Consider the following 16,870-nt stretch of genomic DNA (forward strand, 5'->3'; position numbering starts at 1 on the left):
AACTGATTCACTTGGAGAAGTCGGGCAGCAGGTCCGCGAAGGCCGTCTCGAGCGTGGCCAGGCCCTCGTCGAGGGTCTCCTCGCCGGAGGCGATCTTCGGGAGCTCCTGGTCCATCGGACCCCACAGCGAGGAGTACTCGGGCAGCTCGGGTCGCGGCTGGGCGGCGGGGAGCACCGTCTGGAAGCCGGCGATGCCCGGGTCGGCCTTGACCTTGTCGGTGTAGGCGTCGTCGCGGGTCGGGAGCGTGGAGTTCTTCAGCGCGATCTGCTCCTGGCTCTCTGCGGAGGTCATGAACTTCACGAACTTCGCCGAGGCCTCCTGGTGCGCCTCGTCGGAGCCGGCGTAGATCGACAGGTTGTGGCCGCCGGTCGGGGCGCCGGCCTCGCCGGTCGAGCCGGCCGGGACGGTCGCGATGCCGAGGTTGTTCTTGTCCGAGAACGCCGAGCCCTTGTAGAAGTTCGTGATCTCCCACGGACCCTGGATGATCGCAGCGACCTTCCCGTTCACGAACGCGTCCTGGATGTGTGCGTACGCGTCGGCGGTGGTGTCGGCCTTGTGCAGGCCCTTGCCGTCGAAGAGGCCCTGCCAGGTGGTCATGGCCTTCTTCGTCTCGGGGGTCGTGATCGTGATCTTCTTCCCCTCGGTGTCGACCATGTTGGTGCCCTCGCCGTAGAGGAACGGGGTGGCGTAGTAGCCCGAGGTCGAACCCCAGTAGCCGTCGACGCCGGTCTTGTCCTTGATCGTCGCGGCGTCGGCCTTCAGGTCGTCCCAGCTCGCCGGCGGCTCGGTGATGCCGGCCTTCTCGAAGAGCGCCTTGTTGTAGACCAGCGCAAGCGTGTCCGTGACGAACGGGACGCCGTAGGTCTTGCCGTCGTACTCGGCCTGCTGGATCAGGTTGGGCTGGAAGGAGTCCTTCTCCTCGAGCGCCTCGGTGTCGTCGAGAGGAGCGAGGTAGCCCTTCTGCGCGAACGCCGGGGTCCACCCGACCTCAGCGCGCAGGACGTCCGGGGCACCGCTGGCGCCGGCCGCGGTGTCGAACTTGTTCTGTGCCTGGTCGAAGGGCACGTTGACGTACTTGACCTTGATGTCCGGGTTGGCCTTCTCGAAGTCCTTGACGAGAGCCTGGTACGTCGGCGCCTCGTTGGTCGCGTTCGAGGTGTCCCACCAGGTGATGGTGACCGGGCCGTCGCTGCTGTCGCCGCTGCTACCGCCACATGCCGATGCCGCGAGGGCGAGCGATGCCGCCACTGCGGTGGCCACGATGCCACGTCGCATGAGTTCTCCTTCGAATATGGGGCCGGGCGATCCGCCCGGGGGTGTGACGAAGGTAACCCCGCGTCGAGGAGAATGTAAGAGCCTTTCAGCAAAAGTTGCAAACTTGCTGAAACTTCTTGCAGAGGGTGTGGGGAGAGGGCATGATGTGACCGTGCCCATAACACCAGCCTCTGCCCGTCTTGCTGACATCGCGGCCCATGCGGGTGTGAGCGAGGCAACGGTCAGCCGGGTCCTCAACGGTAAGCCCGGCGTCGCCGCGGCGACGCGCGAGGCGGTGCTGGCGGCGATCGACGTCCACGGCTACGAGCGTCCCGTCAAGCTGCGCCAGCGCAGCGAGGGCCTGGTCGGACTGATCACGCCCGAGCTCGACAACCCGATCTTCCCCGCGTTGGCCCAGGTCATCGCTCAGGGGCTGACCCGCCAGGGCTACACCCCGGTGCTCGCGACGCAGACCCCCGGCGGCTCGACCGAGGACGAGCTCACCGAGATGCTCGTCGACCGCGGAGTCACCGGGATCATCTACGTCTCCGGCCTGCACGCGGACACCACCGCGGACATGACGCGCTACGACAAGCTGCGTGCCCAGGGTGTCCCGTTCGTCCTCCTCGACGGTTTCACTCCCGACGTCAAGGCGCCGTTCATCTCGCCCGACGATCGCGAGGCGATGCAGCTGGCCGTCACCCACCTCGCCACGCTCGGCCACACCAAGATCGGGCTGGCGGTCGGCCCCCGCCGTTTCGTCCCGGTCCAGCGCAAGATCGACGGCTTCGTCGCGACCATCGCCGACCGGTTCGGGCTGGACCCCGACGTGATCGAGAAGGGCCACATCCGACACTCGCTGTTCACGCTCGAAGGCGGCCAGGCCGCGGCCTCCGAGCTCCTCGACGAGGGCTGCACCGCGATCGTCTGCGCCAGCGACATGATGGCCCTGGGGGCCATCCGCGCCACCCGCTCGCGCGGCCTGCGAGTCCCCGAGGACATCTCCGTGGTCGGTTACGACGACTCCCAGCTCATCGCCTTCACCGACCCGCCGCTCACCACGGTCCGCAAGCCCGTCCAGGCGATGGGTCAGGCCGCCGTCCGCGCCATCCTCGACGAGATCGCCGGCACCGGTGCTCCGCACTCCGAGTTCGTCTTCCATCCCGAGCTCGTGGTGAGAGGCTCCACAGCCTCCGGCCCCCGCGTCACCCCCTGACCGCCCGGAGAGGCCCGGCCGGCGGCTGGCAGGATGGGCGCGTGACGATTGTGGCTGCTGCTGATGGGTCGGCGCTCGGGAACCCGGGGCCTGCGGGGTGGGGTTGGTATGTGGACGAGTCCACCTGGGCGTGCGGCGGGTGGCCGCACGGGACCAACAACCAGGGTGAGCTGACCGCGGTCCTCGACCTGCTGCGGCAGACGGCGCACACCGACGAGCCGCTGCTGATCTACTGCGACTCCAAGTACGTGATCAACTCGGTCACCAAGTGGATGGCCGGCTGGAAGCGGAAGGGCTGGAAGAAGGCCGACGGCAAACCCGTCCTCAACGTCGAGATCATGAAGGAGCTCGACGCGGCGATGCAGGGCCGCGACGTCCGGTTCGAGTGGATCAAGGGCCACTCCGGGCACCCGCTCAACGAGGCCGCCGACAGACTGGCGAACGGTGCGGCGCTGGCCTACCAGGCCGGGCGTACGCCGGATCCCGGCCCGGGGTTCGCCGGGGCCGTCGAGGCGCCGGCGGTCGCCCCGCAGACCACGCAGCCCCAGCCAGAGTCAGAGCCCGAGCCGGACGACCTGCTGGGTCTGCTGAGCGCGGAGCCGACCGATGCGCCCGCGGCGTACTCCTTCTCCGCGGACCAGGCCCGGATCGACCCCGACTGGGTCCATCGGATGCTCGCGCAGTCCTACTGGGCCGGCGACCGGACGCGGGAGATGCAGGACGCGGCCAACAAGGCCTCACGCTGCTACGGCGTCTACGACGCTGCGGGCCATCAGGTCGCCTTCGGGCGCGTGATCAGCGATTTCGTCGCCTTCGCCTGGCTGTGCGACGTCATCGTCGAGCCCGGTGTGCGCGGCGAAGGTGTCGGCAAGCTGCTGATGTCGGGCATCGTCGCCGATCTCGAGCGCTTCCGGATCAAGCGCACCCTGCTCGCCACCGAAGACGCCCACGAGCTCTATGCGATGTACGGCTGGAAGCCGCTGCCCGCGCCCGAGCGCTGGATGATCAAGCAGGGCTGAGTCCGGCCATGTCCCCGTCGTCGGTGGCCACGGGCGAGCGTCTCCGCCCGACGGCGACGACGCCCCAGGCCACCAGGGTGAAGGCGGCAGCGATACCGATGACGTAGGCGGTCACTACCGCGTAGCCACCCTGCAGATGGTGGTTGAGGAACGGGTAGGGGTACCACCATGGGTCCCCGGTGACGGGACTGACGACATGGTCGCCGCGGACCAGCGTGTAGGCGGCCCAGGCGACAGGGAACGCGATGATGGTGCCGACCGTGCGCCAGGGCAGGCGCCGCCGCGGGGGAGCGATGAAAAGGTCGATCACGAGGAACAGTGGGCCGATGAGGTGCAGGACCTCATTGGCCCACGGGTATGCCGCCGGTACGAGGCCGCGCAGCAGCAGGTTGTAGACCAGGCCGGTGATGGCGATGTACGTCGTCGCCGCCGCCATCAGCACGGCGATCCAGATGGGCTCCTCGGTGCGCCGGGTCAGAGCCCAGATCCCCGCACAGATGAGGGCCGTCGCCGCGAAGAGGTTCGACTCGATCGTGAAGTAGCTGAAGTAGTTCACCACCACCGTCGCCATGCTGGAACCTTCGGCGGGTGTGGTGCTCAGTGCTCCGCGGAACTCCGCCGCCATCGCGGCGAGGATCAGCGCGGCCATGGCGAGTCGAAGGAACGACCAGGTCCTTGTCACGAGATCACCGTAGCCGCCGAGACGCGGCGAGTCGGCCGTTCTCGAGGTGAACGTAGGTGTCGATGCGCAACCGGCCGAGAAACGTGTCGTCGTGGCTGATCACGAGGAGTGCGCCACGGTACGCGTCGAGCGCGGCGACAACCTGCTCGACGGTGGCGATGTCGAGGTTGTTCGTCGGCTCGTCGAGCACGAGCAGCTCGTTGGGCGGATCCGCGAGGAGCACGGTGGCCAGCGCGACCCGGAAGCGCTCCCCGCCGGAGACGTCACCGACCTGCCGGTGCACGACGTCACCACGGAAACCGAACCCCGCCAGCGTCGCGCGGACCTCCTCGGGATCGGCGTCCGGCCGCGCGATGCGTACCGTCTCCAGGAGAGTGGTGGCGTCATCGAGATGGTCCAGCCGCTGCGGGAGGTAGCCGATCCGGGTGCTGAGCGGGGTCGCGTAGGGCTCCTGGCCGTGGGGCCGAGGACGGACCAGCGTCTCGACGAGCCGGGTCTTCCCGGCGCCGTTGCGACCGGTGAGCGCGAGCCGTTCGGGGCCTTGGACGACGATGGTGCCGCCGCTGACGTCGTGCAGCTCCGCGACCCGACGGCCCGCGGGCAGCCCGGGAGGGGGCAGCTCGATCGTGACCCGAGGATCGCGACGTACCCGCTCGGCCGACCAGTCACGGAGCTCGCGCGCCCGGTCGATCTTCTCGTCGAGCTCTCCTCTGAGCTTGCCCGCTGAGACCTCCGCCTCGCCGGCACGCGCCTTCATGATCGACTTCGGTCGGCGCTTGTTCTCGTAGTCGGTGCGGGCATAGCGCTGCCTCCGGGCCAGCTTCGTCTGCGCCTCGACCCGCTGGCGCTTCTCGACACGCAGCTTCTGCTCTGCCGTCGCCAGCGCCTGCTCCGCTGCCGCCTGCTCGCGCTCGACGTGCTCGCGGAAGGCGGAGTAGGGACCGCCGTAGACCGTCACCGAGTCGCCGCGCAGCTCGGCGGTCTCGTCCATCAGGTCGAGCAGCTCCAGGTCGTGGCTGGCCACCACCAGCGTCCCGCGCCAGCCCGCGATGAGGTCGTAGAGACGGCGTCGGGCCTCCCGGTCGAGGTTGTTGGTCGGCTCGTCGAGCAGTGCGATCTCGGCGCCCGAGAGGCCGACCCCGGTCAGGGCGGTCGCGACCGTCTCGCCGCCGGACAGTGTCGCCACCCGACGATCGAGACCGAGGTCGTCCAGCCCGGCGGCTCCGAGTGCGGCGCGCGCCCGTTCCTCGATGCCCCAATCGTCGGCGAGCGCCTCGAAGTGGCGCGGATCGGGGTCGCCGGACTCGATCGCCTGGAGGGCGTCCAGACGATCACGGACGCCGAGCAGGTCGGCCACCGTGGCCTCGGCCTGCAAGGTGATGTGCTGGGGCAGATAGCGCACCTGACCCCTGACCGAGACGGACCCCGAGGTGGGGGTCAGGTCGCCGGCGACGATCCTGAGCAGGGTCGACTTCCCGGCGCCGTTGGTGCCGACCAGACCGGTGCGCCCGGGGTTGAAGGTGGCGTCGAGGCCGCTCAGCGCGATGGCGCCGTCGGGCCAGAGAAGGGAGATGCCGTCGAGAACGACGGCCGGGTGCTGCGTACTCATAGAGCTCCTGGAGGTGTCAGCGGGACGCTGACGTCGGAGCCCGGAGGATCGACGAGGTCAGCGCACGAGGGCGGTGAACAGCTCGCGGATGAGCACGATGAGTCCTTCTGGTCGGTGACGTCGGAGCCACAAGTCTCCGGTACGCCCAGGGGCGGCCGCAACGGGTTATCCGGCCCGTTGCGGCCGCGACGCCTCGCGTCAGTCCCAGAGGTCGGCGAGCAGCCCGGCGAGTCGACGCCCCTGGTCGTGACCGGCTCTCGCAGCCGGTGCGCGCGTTGCCGGGCTCATCATGTTGTCGCCGAACGCGGTGAGCGAGTCGGCGTCCGGCAGGATCGTCTCGACCCGGCTGCCGCCGCGACGCAGCTCGTCGACCTGCGTCGCGAGGTCGCTGCGCCAGGACGCCGGGTGCCGGGTGCGACCACCGAGCGGGGAGAGCACGAGCACCCGTCCATAACCACCTGCCAGGTCGGCGTTCTCGCTCGAACGACGGTAGCCGCCGTCGATATAGCTGCGCGACCCGATCCGGTACGCAGGTCCGCCGGCGCAGCTGGCCGCGACCGCGTCGATCAGGTCGACGCCGCTGTCGCGGTCGAACACGACCGGGTCTCCGGTCTCCGCGTCGACGGCGGTGAGGTGCACCGCGTGCGCCGGCCACCGAGGACTGGGCAGCCTGGAGGCGACCGTCTCGCGCCACCGGGCGCGTGCGGACTCACCCGCCTCGGTCGCCAGCTCGAGGGCGTTCGCACCGGACCGGCGACGCATGTCCGCCAGGTCGGCGGAGGCGGCGATGATGGCGTTGGTCCGTTCCAGATGGTCCGTCCACGACGCCTTTCCGGCACCAGGAGGCGGGCCCGGGTCGTTTCGACGCGGCGATGGTGGTGTGTCCAGGGTGGCGGCGAGCAGGTCGCCGGGACTCGCGCCGGCGATCTGGGCAGCGGCGGTCGCTCCGGCGGAGGTGCCGATGACCAGGTCTGCCTCGGTAGCCGCCAGCCCGCCGTCGCTCAGCCCGGCGATCACGCCGATCAGCCAGGCGTTGCCGGTCGATCCGCCGCCGCCGAGGACCAGCGCGCGCAGCCGCCGTGGGTCAGGTGTTGTGCTCATGGGAGTGCCTTTCGGGGTTCGGGTCGGCGCTCCCGTCGGCGATCAGCGCAGTCGCCGGACCGTGGACTGCAGGGGAGCACCCGCTGTGGACGCTGTGTGCACGGGACTCACCTCCTGCCGATAGATCACGATCGACGTGAAGCTAGCACGGCGGCGGGACGGTGCGCACACGGATATCTCCCGCGTTCCGGATCGCTCACCGCGTCGGCGCCGAACGTCTAACGTGTCGCATGCAGCAGGTCCGTGAGCATCCAGGAGCGCACCATGACAACAAGCCGTGTCGGCCTGATCGGCGGCGGGATCGTCGGACTCGCGGTCGCCCGCGAGATCCTGCTGCGACGCCCCGAAGACACCGTGGTGGTGTTCGAGAAGGAGGGCAGGCTCGGAGCCCATCAGACCGGGCACAACTCCGGCGTCGTCCACGCGGGGATCTACTACAAGCCCGGCAGCCTCAAGGCCCGGCTCTGCACGCGTGGGCGGGACCTGCTCAAGGAGTTCGCCGCCGAGCACCGGGTCCCGTTCGAGGAGTGCGGAAAGCTCGTCGTCGCGGTCGATGATTCCGAGATGGCGCGCTTCGGTGCGCTGGAGAGGACGGCCACCGACAACGGTGTTCCCGGTCTGCGGCGCGTCGGCCCCGAGGAGATCGAGGAGATCGAGCCGTACGCGGTGGGGTTGGCCGCCCTGCACTCGCCGAGGACCGCGATCATCGACTACGTCGCCGTCGCCGAGGCGCTCGGCCGCACGATCATCGAAGCCGGGGGAGAGGTACGCCTGGGGCAGGAGGTCACCGGCGTCCACCGCACCGACGGAGGGATCGACGTCGAGACGCCCACCGGGCGGACCCAGGTCGACCATCTGGTCGTCTGCGGTGGTCTGGAGTCGGATCGGCTCGGCGAGCTGACCGGTGGCCCCAAGGCGCCCCGGATCGTCCCGTTCCGCGGTGAGTACATGCAGGTCAGCAAAGCGAAGCAGGATCTCGTCAAGGGCATGGTCTATCCGGTCCCCGATCCTCGTTACCCGTTCCTGGGGGTGCACTTCACGCGCCGGGTGGGCGGCGGGCTCGAGGTCGGTCCGAACGCCTTCGTGGCCCTGAGCCGGCGCCGCTACGGCCGCGCCTCCCTGACGCCGCGCGACCTCGCCGACACGTTGGCCTGGCCGGGCTTCTGGCGGTTCAGCGCGCGGCACTGGCGCACCGGTCTGACCGAGCTCCGCGGCGTACTCTCGGCGCACGCCTACATGCGCGACGCTCAGCGCTACGTACCGGAGATCGGTGCCAGCGACGTCGTCCGGGCCGGGCTGGGTCTCCGCGCCCAGGCCGTCGAGCGTGACGGGTCGTTGGTCGACGACTTCGTCATCCACCACGCCGACGGCATCACCTCGGTGCGCAACGCGCCGAGCCCGGCCGCGACGTCCAGCCTCGCCATCGCCGAGTACGTCGTCGACCGGATCTTCTGACTTCTCGACGCCAGCGTTCGACTACTCGGCGTCAGAAACCGACTACTCGGCGGGGGTGGCGGGCCAGTCGAGCGGGAAGTCCTTCGCCAGGCGGTCGTGCTCCTTGGTGAGCTTCTTGCGGGCCTTGGCCGAGATGCGGTCGCCGAAGACGGTGCCGTTGGTGTGGTCGGTCTCGTGCTGAAGGCACCTGGCCAGCAGGCCGTTGCCCTCGAAGTGGACGGGCTCGCCGTCCAGGCCGACACCGTCGACGGCGGCCCAGTCGGGGCGGGCGCAGTCCACGAAGGCGCCGGGGAAGGAGAGGCAGCCCTCCAGGTCGACGTCCAGGTGGCGGTCCTCGCCCTCGGGGAGCGTCAGGACGGGGTTGCAGACGACGCCCACGGTGCGCTGGCCGGTGGCGTCGGGGCAGTCGAAGACGAAGATGGCGACGTCCTCGCCGATCTGGTCAGCGGCCAGTCCGACACCCTCGGCGGCGTACATCGTGGCGACCATGTCGGCGGCCAGGGCGGTCAGGGCGTCGTCGAAGACCTCGACCTGCTTCTTGGGCCGGTGCATGACGGGGGTGCCCCAGCGGGTCATCGGCCGCACCTTCCCGCCCTCGGGCAGGGCGCCGTGGGGCGCGAGCGGAGCACGGGATTCGAGTGAGGAGTCGGCCATGTGCCAAGCCTATAAACAAGACGTACGTCGTTTGTTACCCCCATCACCACCCTGAACTGTAGACCGCGTTGTAACTCCCAGTTACAGTTCTACCCATGAGTATCCTCCAAGGCCTACGTGGCGGGATCGCGAACGGCGTCCCGTCCGGTGAGTCGCGTGATCCGATCGGGTTCGCCGTGGCTGGTCTGCGCAAGCTCTCGCAGAGTCCTGTGCTCGACCGGCTCGGTGTCCGCAAGCAGGCCGAGCAGGCTGTCTTCACGGTGACCCGCAGCGGGTTCAAGACGATGGCCGCGACCAGTCGCGCGTTCAAGAAGAAGGGCAAGCAGGGCGCTCCGGGCGTGCGCGTTCCCAACGCCATCCCGCGGGGTGTCTTCGACCTGACCCCGACCGAGGACGAGCAGATGCTCGTCGACGTGGTCACCGAGTTCGCCGCGGAGGTCGTGCGTCCCGCTGCGGCCGAGGCCGACGAGGCCTGCGCCGCTCCCGACGAGCTGCTCAAGTCCAGTCTGGAGATCGGGCTGCCGATCCTGGGCGTCCCCGAGGAGCTCGGCGGCATCTCCGAGACCCGCTCGGCGGTCGCCGGCACGCTGGTCGCCGAGGCGCTCGCCAAGGGCGACCTCGGACTGGCCGTTGCCGCTCTCGCACCCGGCTCGGTCGCGACCGCGCTCGGTCTCTGGGGCACCGACGAGCAGCAGCAGACCTACCTGCCGGCCTTCACGGAAGGCTCGGTTCCGGCCGCCGCGTTCGCGCTCAACGAGGACCGGGTTCTCTTCGACGTACTGTCTCCGGCCACCACCGCCACGATGACCGCCGACGGGTTCACCCTCAACGGCACCAAGTCGCTGGTCGCTCGTGGCGCCGAGGCCGAGCTGTTCGTCGTCGGCGCCAGTCTCGACGGCAAGCCGGCCCTCTTCCTGGTCGAGTCCTCGACCCCCGGGATCACCATCGAGTCCGAGCCCGCGATGGGCGTACGCGCCGCCTCGCTGACCAAGCTGACCCTGGCCGAGGTGAAGGTCCCCGCCACGGCGGTCCTCGGCGAGACCGACGGCTCGACCTACACCGAGGCCGTGCGACTCTCCCGCCTTGCCTGGTGCGCGCTGTCCATCGGCGTCGGGCAGGCCGTGCTCGACTACGTGACGCCCTACGTCAAGGAGCGTGAGGCCTTCGGTGAGCCGATCGCCCATCGCCAGTCGGTGGCGTTCATGGTCGCCAACATCGCGATCGAGCTGCAGGCGATGCGCCTGGTCACCTACAAGGCCGCGTCCCGCGTCGCCCAGGGGATCGACGCGACCCGCGAGATCGCGCTGGCCCGCAAGCTGTGCGCCGACAAGGGCATGCAGATCGGCCTCGACGGCGTCCAGCTGCTCGGTGGTCACGGCTTCGTCAAGGAGCACCCGGTGGAGCGGTGGTACCGCGACCTGCGTGCGATCGGGATCATGGAAGGCACGGTGCTGGTCTGATGGCCATCAATCTGGAAGACCCCAAGAAGCTCAAGCCGCTGCGCGAGCAGGTCCACCAGGTCGCGATGAACATGCTGCGGCCGATCTCACGCAAGTACGACAAGGCCGAGCACGAATATCCGACCGAGCTCGACATGCTCGCCGCCATGGCCGACGGCCTGGCCGAGTCGGGACAGAGCGAGGGCGCGGGCGCCACCGGCGTACGCCGCTCGGACAAGCCCGACGACGGCTCGGTCAAGAACGGCGCCAACATGTCCTCGGTCCTCTCCGTCTCGGAGATGTGCTGGGGCGACGTGGGCCTGACGCTCGCGATGCCGCGCCAGGGTCTCGGCAACTCGGCGATCGCCTCGGTCGCCAACGACGAGCAGCACGAGCGCTTCGACGGCATCTGGGCCTCGATGGCGATCACCGAGCCGGGCACCGGCTCGGACTCGGCCAACATCAAGACCACCGCCACGCTCGACGGCGACCACTACGTGCTCAACGGCGAGAAGATCTTCGTCACCTCCGGCGCCCGCTCGGACGCGGTCGTGGTGTGGGCGACCCTCGACAAGGAGCTCGGCAAGGCCGCGATCAAGTCGTTCGTGGTCGAGAAGGGCACGCCGGGCATGAAGGTCGAGCGTCTCGAGCACAAGCTCGGGATCAAGGCCTCCGACACCGCCACGATCACCTTCACCGACTGCCGGGTGCCTGCCGAGAACCTGCTCGGGAGCCCCGAGATCAACGTCAAGGAAGGCTTCGCAGGCGCGATGGCCACCTTCGACAACACCCGTCCGCTGGTCGCCTCGATGGCCGTCGGCTGCGCTCGGGCGGCGCTCGACTACACCCGGGACCTGCTCGAGAAGGCCGGGGTGGAGATCGACTACGACCGGCCGGCTCACCTGCAGTCCGCCGCCGCGGCGAAGTTCATCCAGCTGGAGTCGGACTACGAGGGGGCCTACCTCCTCATGCTCCAGGCAGCCTGGATGGCCGACAACCGCCAGCCCAACTCCAAGGAAGCCTCGATGGCGAAGGCCAAGGCCGGCCGGATGGGTTCGGACGTGACCCTGTCCTGCGTCGAGCTGGCCGGCACCATCGGCTACTCCGAGGGCGAGCTGCTGGAGAAGTGGGCCCGCGACTCGAAGATCCTCGACATCTTCGAGGGCACCCAGCAGATCCAGCAGCTGATCGTGGCTCGCCGGGTCCTGGGGCTCTCCTCTGCCGAGCTCAAATAGAGCACCGGGCCGAGCCGGCTCATCCTGACCGGAGCTCATGCCGAGTCGGCGCGTCAGAACGCGCCGACTCGGCATCTGGTTCTCGGGGTGACGGTAGGGTCACCGGCCGTGAGCGTTCTTGTGGTGTCAGCGACCAGGGCCGAGGCAGCCCACGTTCCCTCCGGGCTCGAGGTGGTGATCACGGGGATGGGGAAGGTGGCCTCCGCCTCGGCCGTCTCGCGGGTGCTGGCGGCGAACAAGACGATCCGGCAGGTCGTCAACATCGGCTCCTGCGGGGCGCTGCGCGACGGCCACGCCGGGGTCTATGAGGTCGGGACCGTGCTCAACCACGACTTCTCGACCGCAGCCATCCGGGCGCTGGGTCACCAGGTCGAGGACGCGCTGGAGGTCGGGGAGTCGGACATCGTGTGCGCCACCGGCGACCTCTTCGTCACCGACACGGCCGTCCGTGCCGAGCTCGCCAGGCGCGCTCACCTGGTCGACATGGAGGCCTTCGCCGTCGCCTGGGCCGCCCGGGAGGCCGGCGTCCCGGTGCGGATCGTCAAGCACGTCTCCGACAACGCCGACGAGAGCGCCCTCGAGTGGGCCGCCGTCGTCGACCGCTCGGCGCGCGACCTGGGCGCGTGGCTCGCCGCGAACGTGTGACGTGGGCCCCTGTCCGGGCGTGTCGGAGCGACCCGATGCCGCGTCCTACTCGTCGGTAGCCTCACAATTCGGGTGTGGACGCATCGCAATCGGGAGTGGCTGAGCTGCTCCGGTCCCGTCTCGGCGGGAACAGTGGGAACAGAGACGACGGGGCGACCCTGGCCCTCGTGATCGAGGGTGGCGGGATGCGCGGGATGCTGTCGGCGACGATGGCCGCGGTGCTCGCCGACCAGGGCCTGGTGGATGCCGTCGACCTGGTCGTCGGCACCTCTGCCGGCGCCGCCAACGCGACCGCAGTGGCGGCCGGGACGATCGGCGCCTTCAGCGAGTCGTACGCCTCGGTGTTCGCCTCACCCGAATACATCGGCGCCGGGCGGATGCTGCGACGTAAGTCGATGGTGGACACGCGCGGGATCACCGCACGCTCGGCGGAGCTGTTCGAATGGTCGCTCGCGCTGCGCGAGGGGGCACCGAAGTTGGCGGCGGTCGCCACCGACGTGGTCACCGCCAAGGCTGTCCCGCTCACCGACTTCACCGACGCCACCGATCTCGCCGACTCGGTGATCGCCTCGAGCCAGCTGCCTCTGGCCGGCGGCCTTCCGGTGACCGTACGCGGTCGCCGCTGGCTCGACGGCGGGCTGGTCGAAGCCGTTCCGGTCGCCTCGGCGGCGGTGCTCGGAGCTACGCACGCGATCGTGCTGGTGACCCGGCCGTTCGGCACCGCGCCCAGCTACGGCCCGGCGGACCGGGTCATCGAGCGCTACCTGCGCCGGGTCAACCCCGAGCTCGGCGATCTCTACCGGGGCCGTCCGGACCGCTACCGCAGGACGGTCGCGGAGATGAGGGCCGGGAGGTTCGCGGGCGTACACACGCTCACCGTCGCGCCCGACGCCGGCGACCCGATCCCCGGCCGTACGGAGACCGACATCGATCTGCTGCGGGCGGCACGTCAGGCCGCGGCGGACACCGCGACGCGGGTGTTGGGGGAGGCGGGGCTGGTCTGACTCGGTGCGCGGTCGGGATGTTGACCGAGGTACCTCGGTGGGTGGTCGCTGACTTCGTGGAGCTCCACGAAGTGAGTGCGACCTCGCCGAGGTACCTCGGTGGGCGTCGCGTCGGGCTTGCGGTCGGGTGATCGGTGCGCCGTCGGGATGTTGACCGAGGTAGCTCGGTCGGCGGTCACTGACCTCGTGGAACTCGACGAAGTGAGTGCGACCTCGCCGAGGTACCTCGGTGGGCGTCGCGCCGGGCTTGGGCCGGGTGGCCGGGCGCGTCGGGATGTTGACCGAGGTAACTCGGTGGGTAGTCGCTGACTTCGTGGAGCTCCACGAAGTCAGTGCGACCTCACCGAGTTACCTCGGTGAACATCGCGCCCGCCGACGGGCTCGCGATCAGGTGCGCCGGGGCGCCATAGCCGGCCGCCGCGAAGGCCTTGTCGATCGCGCCGCTGACCGCTTCGACGGCGTCGGTGGGGAGGATCGAGACGATCGAGCCGCCGAAACCGCCGCCGGTCATCCGGGCGCCGTCGGCACCGGCGTCGACCGCGGTCGCGACGGCCAGGTCGAGCTCGGGCACGGAGATCTCGAAGTCGTCGCACATCGAGGCGTGCGAGGCGGCGAAGAGGTCACCGATCGCCGCCCAGTCACCGGCACCGAGCGCGGTCACGGTCGGCTCGACGCGGGCGATCTCGGTGACGATGTGGCGGGCCCGGCGGCGGACGACGTCGTCGCCGAGGGTCTCGACCTGGTCCAGGGTGGCCTCGCGGAGCGAGCGCAGCCCGAGGTCGGCGGCGGCCTTCTCGCACTGGGCACGCCGGGACGCGTAGCCGCCGTCGGTGAGCTGGTGCTTGACCCGGGTGTCGGTGACCAGGATGGTGCGCTCGCCCAGGGCCAGCGGGACGTTGCGGTGCTCGCCGGAGCCGAAGTCGATCAGCAGGGCGCCGCCGGCCTCGGCGAAGACCGCGACCGACTGGTCCATCCCGCCGGTCGGGGCGTTGGCGACCTCGGTCTCGGCCCGGATCCCGGCCGCGACGACGGCGCGGCGCAGGTCCTCGTCGAGCGCCCGGCCGGCGACGCCGAGGGCCGCCATCGCGGTGGCGCACTCGACCGAGGCCGACGAGGACAGGCCGGCGCCGAGCGGGACCGACGACTCCAGGTACATGTCCAGGCCGCCGGTCACGAGACCTGCTTCGCGCAGGGTCCACAGCACCCCCGCGACGTACGCCGCCCAGCCCTCGATCTGCGGACCGAGATCGTCGACGTGGCCGGTGAACGGCTCCGGCTCCTGGGCCGAGGCGATCCGGATCACGCCGTCGGTGCGGGCAGCGGCCGCGGCGTAGGTGGCGTGGGGGAGTGCCACCGGGAGCACCAGGCCGGCGTTGTAGTCGGTGTGCTCGCCGATCAGGTTGACCCGACCCGGGGCCCTCCCGACCACGGTGGCCTCGGTGCCGAAGGTGGTGCGCAGCGCCTCGGACGCGCGGGTGGTGAGGTCGGTCGGTTCGAGCATGGTGCAAAGTCTGCCGGGTGCGAGAGGCCCGCGCGGACCCGGGGCTCAGTAGACCGCGATGACGCGCACTGCGGCCGTACGCGCGGTGGCGTCGAAGCCGCGGAGGACGCCGAACACGGCCACTTTGGGAAGCCTCTGCCGACGGCTCAGCTCCGGGAGGAGTTGCGCGAGCGGCCGCGGACGATGCCGATGAAGGTCTGCACGCGCTCGTCGTCGTTCTCGATGAGCCAGGCCAGACCGACGGTGGTGGGCTCGAGTCCGGCCACCGGCCGGGAGACGGCGTCCTTGCGGTGGTGGAGCCGGGCGATCGACATCGGCACGATGGCCACCCCGGTGCCGGCGGCGACCGTCTCGATGGCGTCCTTCTCGTTCATCGGCGGCCACGCCAGCTGGTCGACGCTCGGTGTCCAGCCGCCGCGCTCGGGGATGACCAGCTGCTCCTCGTCGAGGTCGTCGAGGGTCACCTCCTCGAGGAGGGAGAGCACGTGCTCGTGACCCATCACCGCGACCGGCCGCTCATCGTAGAGCGGGATGCAGTGGAGGCCGTCGCGGTCGACCGGGAGGCGTACGAGGCACATGTCGAGCTCGCCCTCGCGCAGCAGCCGCTCCTGTTCCTCCTCGGTGACCGGGATCAGCTCGAGCCGCTCGCGGCTGCGTTCGCGCCAGATCCGGGCCCACTTGTCGGGGGTGGCTCCGGTGACGAAGCCGACGGTGAAGGTCACCCACTCATCCTCCCACCGATGCGGCCAGAATCCCGTGTTGAAGAACACCACGTTCCACTGCGTCGGAAAGTTTCTATCGTGTGACAGTTTTGCTACTGTCGGAGACGTCAGCCGAGACCGGCTGCCGGACGAGGGAGCCGTACCCGGAAGCGCGACAAGACGGCCGTCTGGAGTGGTCATGTCCTGGCTTTTTCTTGTTGTTTCCGGCGTCCTCGAGGCCGTGTGGGCACTCGCCCTGGGACGCACCGAGGGCTTCACGCGAGTGGTCCCGTCGATCGTGTTCGGCGTCGCCCTGATCGGCAGCCTGGTGGGCCTCGCGATGGCCATGCGCACCCTGCCGATCGGCACTGCCTACGCGGTCTGGGTCGGAATCGGCGCCGCCCTCACGGTCGGCTACTCGATGATGGCCGGCGAGGAGTCGATCAGCCCCGTACGCGTCCTGCTGATCGTCGCGCTCGTCGGCTGCGTCGTCGGCCTCAAGCTCACGCACTGACATCACGTGCCGGGTCGAGCCGGGGGACACGTCGTCTGGCGCTTGACTCTTTCGATATGAGTGCGAAACTTTCCCCCTCCAGTGTTATCTATCGTACGACAGAAAAAGGCGATGCCACGGTGTCACAGATCTCGCCGCGTCCGGGTCGCGGCCGTCCACGGTTGCTCCCCGGCAAGATTGCGGCGAACCCCCGAGATCAGATCCTCGCGGCCGCCGCTGAGCTCTTCGTGAGCCGCGGCTACGCCGGCACCACCACGCGCGAGATCGCGGAGGGTGCCGGGCTGAGGCAGGCATCGATCTACTACCACTTCGGCAGCAAGGAGGAGATCCTCGCGGTGCTCCTCGAACGCTCGGTCCAGGACCGGGTCGAGCAGGCCGGGAAGATCGAGGCCGGGATGGGCGCCGTCACCCCCGACGCCGGCCTCTACGCTCTCGCCGTCAGCGACATGAGCGCTCTGGTCGCGATGCCGCACAACATCGGCATGCTCTACCGGCTCCCCGACGTCATCGCCTCACCGGTCTACGACCGCTACAGCCATCTCCGAGGCGACCTGGTCGCCGGCTACGGGCGGGTCGCGCGGCGAGCCGCGGGGGAGCGGGTCTCGCAGAGCAGCACCGAGCCCGGGCTCGGTGAGCTGATCGTCCAGATGGTCGAGAGCGTCGTGAGCCTCCGCCGCGAGGGCCGGGTCGGCAGCACGACGGTCGCCACGATCGCCTCGGCCTGCCTGCGGCTGTGCGGGATCGCCGAGGACGCGATCGACCACGCGCGCGAGACGGCGCTCGACGCGCTCGCGCGCGCCTGACCGGAGCCGAGCCGACCGAGGCCGACCGAGGCCGACC

At 69.9% G+C, this 16,870-nt stretch carries 16 protein-coding genes and 1 riboswitch; of the genes, 9 read left to right on the plus strand and 7 right to left on the minus strand.

Going from position 1 to position 16,870, the window contains the following annotated elements:
• Positions 1 to 7: 7 nt before the first annotated feature.
• On the minus strand, positions 8 to 1,276 hold the full coding sequence (locus WBG06_RS13990; protein ID WP_336737425.1) for an extracellular solute-binding protein: 1,269 nt from the start codon (positions 1,274 to 1,276) through the stop codon (positions 8 to 10).
• A gap of 205 nt (positions 1,277 to 1,481) precedes the next feature.
• Here WBG06_RS13990 and WBG06_RS13995 point away from each other — a divergent pair, with 205 nt between their 5' ends.
• Positions 1,482 to 2,471 carry a LacI family DNA-binding transcriptional regulator gene (locus WBG06_RS13995; RefSeq protein WP_442945462.1) on the plus strand — a complete coding sequence of 330 codons (990 nt, stop codon included), beginning with the start codon at positions 1,482 to 1,484 and terminating at the stop codon, positions 2,469 to 2,471.
• Positions 2,472 to 2,512: 41 nt separating this feature from the next.
• Entirely contained in the window at positions 2,513 to 3,490 is a 978-nt protein-coding gene (locus tag WBG06_RS14000; protein WP_336737429.1) for a GNAT family N-acetyltransferase, read from the plus strand.
• Here WBG06_RS14000 and WBG06_RS14005 read toward each other — a convergent pair.
• The 3 genes from WBG06_RS14005 to WBG06_RS14015 form a co-directional block, all read right to left on the minus strand.
• Positions 3,477 to 4,172: a Pr6Pr family membrane protein gene (locus WBG06_RS14005; protein ID WP_336737430.1), complete on the minus strand. Its 696-nt coding sequence runs from the start codon at positions 4,170 to 4,172 to the stop codon at positions 3,477 to 3,479. The two genes, WBG06_RS14000 and WBG06_RS14005, sit on opposite strands and share 14 nt — an antisense overlap.
• A gap of 4 nt (positions 4,173 to 4,176) precedes the next feature.
• The gene (locus WBG06_RS14010) at positions 4,177 to 5,781 is read right to left on the minus strand and encodes an ABC-F family ATP-binding cassette domain-containing protein (RefSeq protein WP_336737431.1); all 1,605 of its coding nucleotides are present in this window, start codon (positions 5,779 to 5,781) and stop codon (positions 4,177 to 4,179) included.
• 198 nt (positions 5,782 to 5,979) lie between these two features.
• The gene (locus WBG06_RS14015) at positions 5,980 to 6,882 is read right to left on the minus strand and encodes a patatin-like phospholipase family protein (RefSeq protein ID WP_336737432.1); all 903 of its coding nucleotides are present in this window, start codon (positions 6,880 to 6,882) and stop codon (positions 5,980 to 5,982) included.
• Positions 6,883 to 7,146: 264 nt separating this feature from the next.
• On the opposite strand from WBG06_RS14015, the gene lhgO reads away from it, so the two are divergent.
• The gene (lhgO, locus tag WBG06_RS14020) at positions 7,147 to 8,337 is read left to right on the plus strand and encodes an L-2-hydroxyglutarate oxidase (RefSeq protein WP_336737433.1); all 1,191 of its coding nucleotides are present in this window, start codon (positions 7,147 to 7,149) and stop codon (positions 8,335 to 8,337) included.
• Positions 8,338 to 8,379: 42 nt separating this feature from the next.
• Here the strand turns inward: lhgO and def are convergent, their stop codons facing one another.
• Positions 8,380 to 8,991: a peptide deformylase gene (gene def / locus WBG06_RS14025; protein WP_336737434.1), complete on the minus strand. Its 612-nt coding sequence runs from the start codon at positions 8,989 to 8,991 to the stop codon at positions 8,380 to 8,382.
• Positions 8,992 to 9,086: 95 nt separating this feature from the next.
• Here def and WBG06_RS14030 point away from each other — a divergent pair, with 95 nt between their 5' ends.
• The 4 genes from WBG06_RS14030 (at position 9,087) to WBG06_RS14045 (ending at position 13,314) form a co-directional block, all read left to right on the plus strand.
• Positions 9,087 to 10,451 carry an acyl-CoA dehydrogenase family protein gene (locus tag WBG06_RS14030; protein ID WP_336737436.1) on the plus strand — a complete coding sequence of 455 codons (1,365 nt, stop codon included), beginning with the start codon at positions 9,087 to 9,089 and terminating at the stop codon, positions 10,449 to 10,451.
• Positions 10,451 to 11,665 carry an acyl-CoA dehydrogenase family protein gene (locus WBG06_RS14035; protein ID WP_336737438.1) on the plus strand — a complete coding sequence of 405 codons (1,215 nt, stop codon included), beginning with the start codon at positions 10,451 to 10,453 and terminating at the stop codon, positions 11,663 to 11,665. The genes WBG06_RS14030 and WBG06_RS14035 overlap by 1 nt, the downstream gene beginning before the upstream one ends.
• Positions 11,666 to 11,788: 123 nt before the next feature.
• Positions 11,789 to 12,310: a nucleosidase gene (locus WBG06_RS14040; protein WP_336737439.1), complete on the plus strand. Its 522-nt coding sequence runs from the start codon at positions 11,789 to 11,791 to the stop codon at positions 12,308 to 12,310.
• A gap of 74 nt (positions 12,311 to 12,384) precedes the next feature.
• Complete coding sequence (locus WBG06_RS14045) at positions 12,385 to 13,314, plus strand: patatin-like phospholipase family protein (protein WP_336737440.1); 930 nt, start codon at positions 12,385 to 12,387, stop codon at positions 13,312 to 13,314.
• Positions 13,315 to 13,654: 340 nt separating this feature from the next.
• Here the strand turns inward: WBG06_RS14045 and galK are convergent, their stop codons facing one another.
• Positions 13,655 to 14,815 (minus strand): galactokinase, encoded by a 1,161-nt coding sequence (gene galK, locus WBG06_RS14050; RefSeq protein ID WP_336737441.1) that lies wholly within the window; start codon positions 14,813 to 14,815, stop codon positions 13,655 to 13,657.
• Positions 14,816 to 14,961: 146 nt separating this feature from the next.
• Positions 14,962 to 15,537: a LysR family substrate-binding domain-containing protein gene (locus tag WBG06_RS14055; protein WP_336737443.1), complete on the minus strand. Its 576-nt coding sequence runs from the start codon at positions 15,535 to 15,537 to the stop codon at positions 14,962 to 14,964.
• 104 nt (positions 15,538 to 15,641) lie between these two features.
• A riboswitch (guanidine-III (ykkC-III) riboswitch) is annotated at positions 15,642 to 15,705 on the plus strand.
• 10 nt (positions 15,706 to 15,715) lie between these two features.
• Here WBG06_RS14055 and WBG06_RS14060 point away from each other — a divergent pair.
• Entirely contained in the window at positions 15,716 to 16,030 is a 315-nt protein-coding gene (locus WBG06_RS14060) for a DMT family transporter (RefSeq protein ID WP_336737444.1), read from the plus strand.
• 119 nt (positions 16,031 to 16,149) lie between these two features.
• Entirely contained in the window at positions 16,150 to 16,833 is a 684-nt protein-coding gene (locus WBG06_RS14065; protein WP_336737445.1) for a TetR/AcrR family transcriptional regulator, read from the plus strand.
• Positions 16,834 to 16,870: the final 37 nt, after the last annotated feature.

Source organism: Nocardioides sp. CCNWLW239, assembly GCF_037137035.1.
Taxonomy (GTDB): domain Bacteria; phylum Actinomycetota; class Actinomycetes; order Propionibacteriales; family Nocardioidaceae; genus Nocardioides.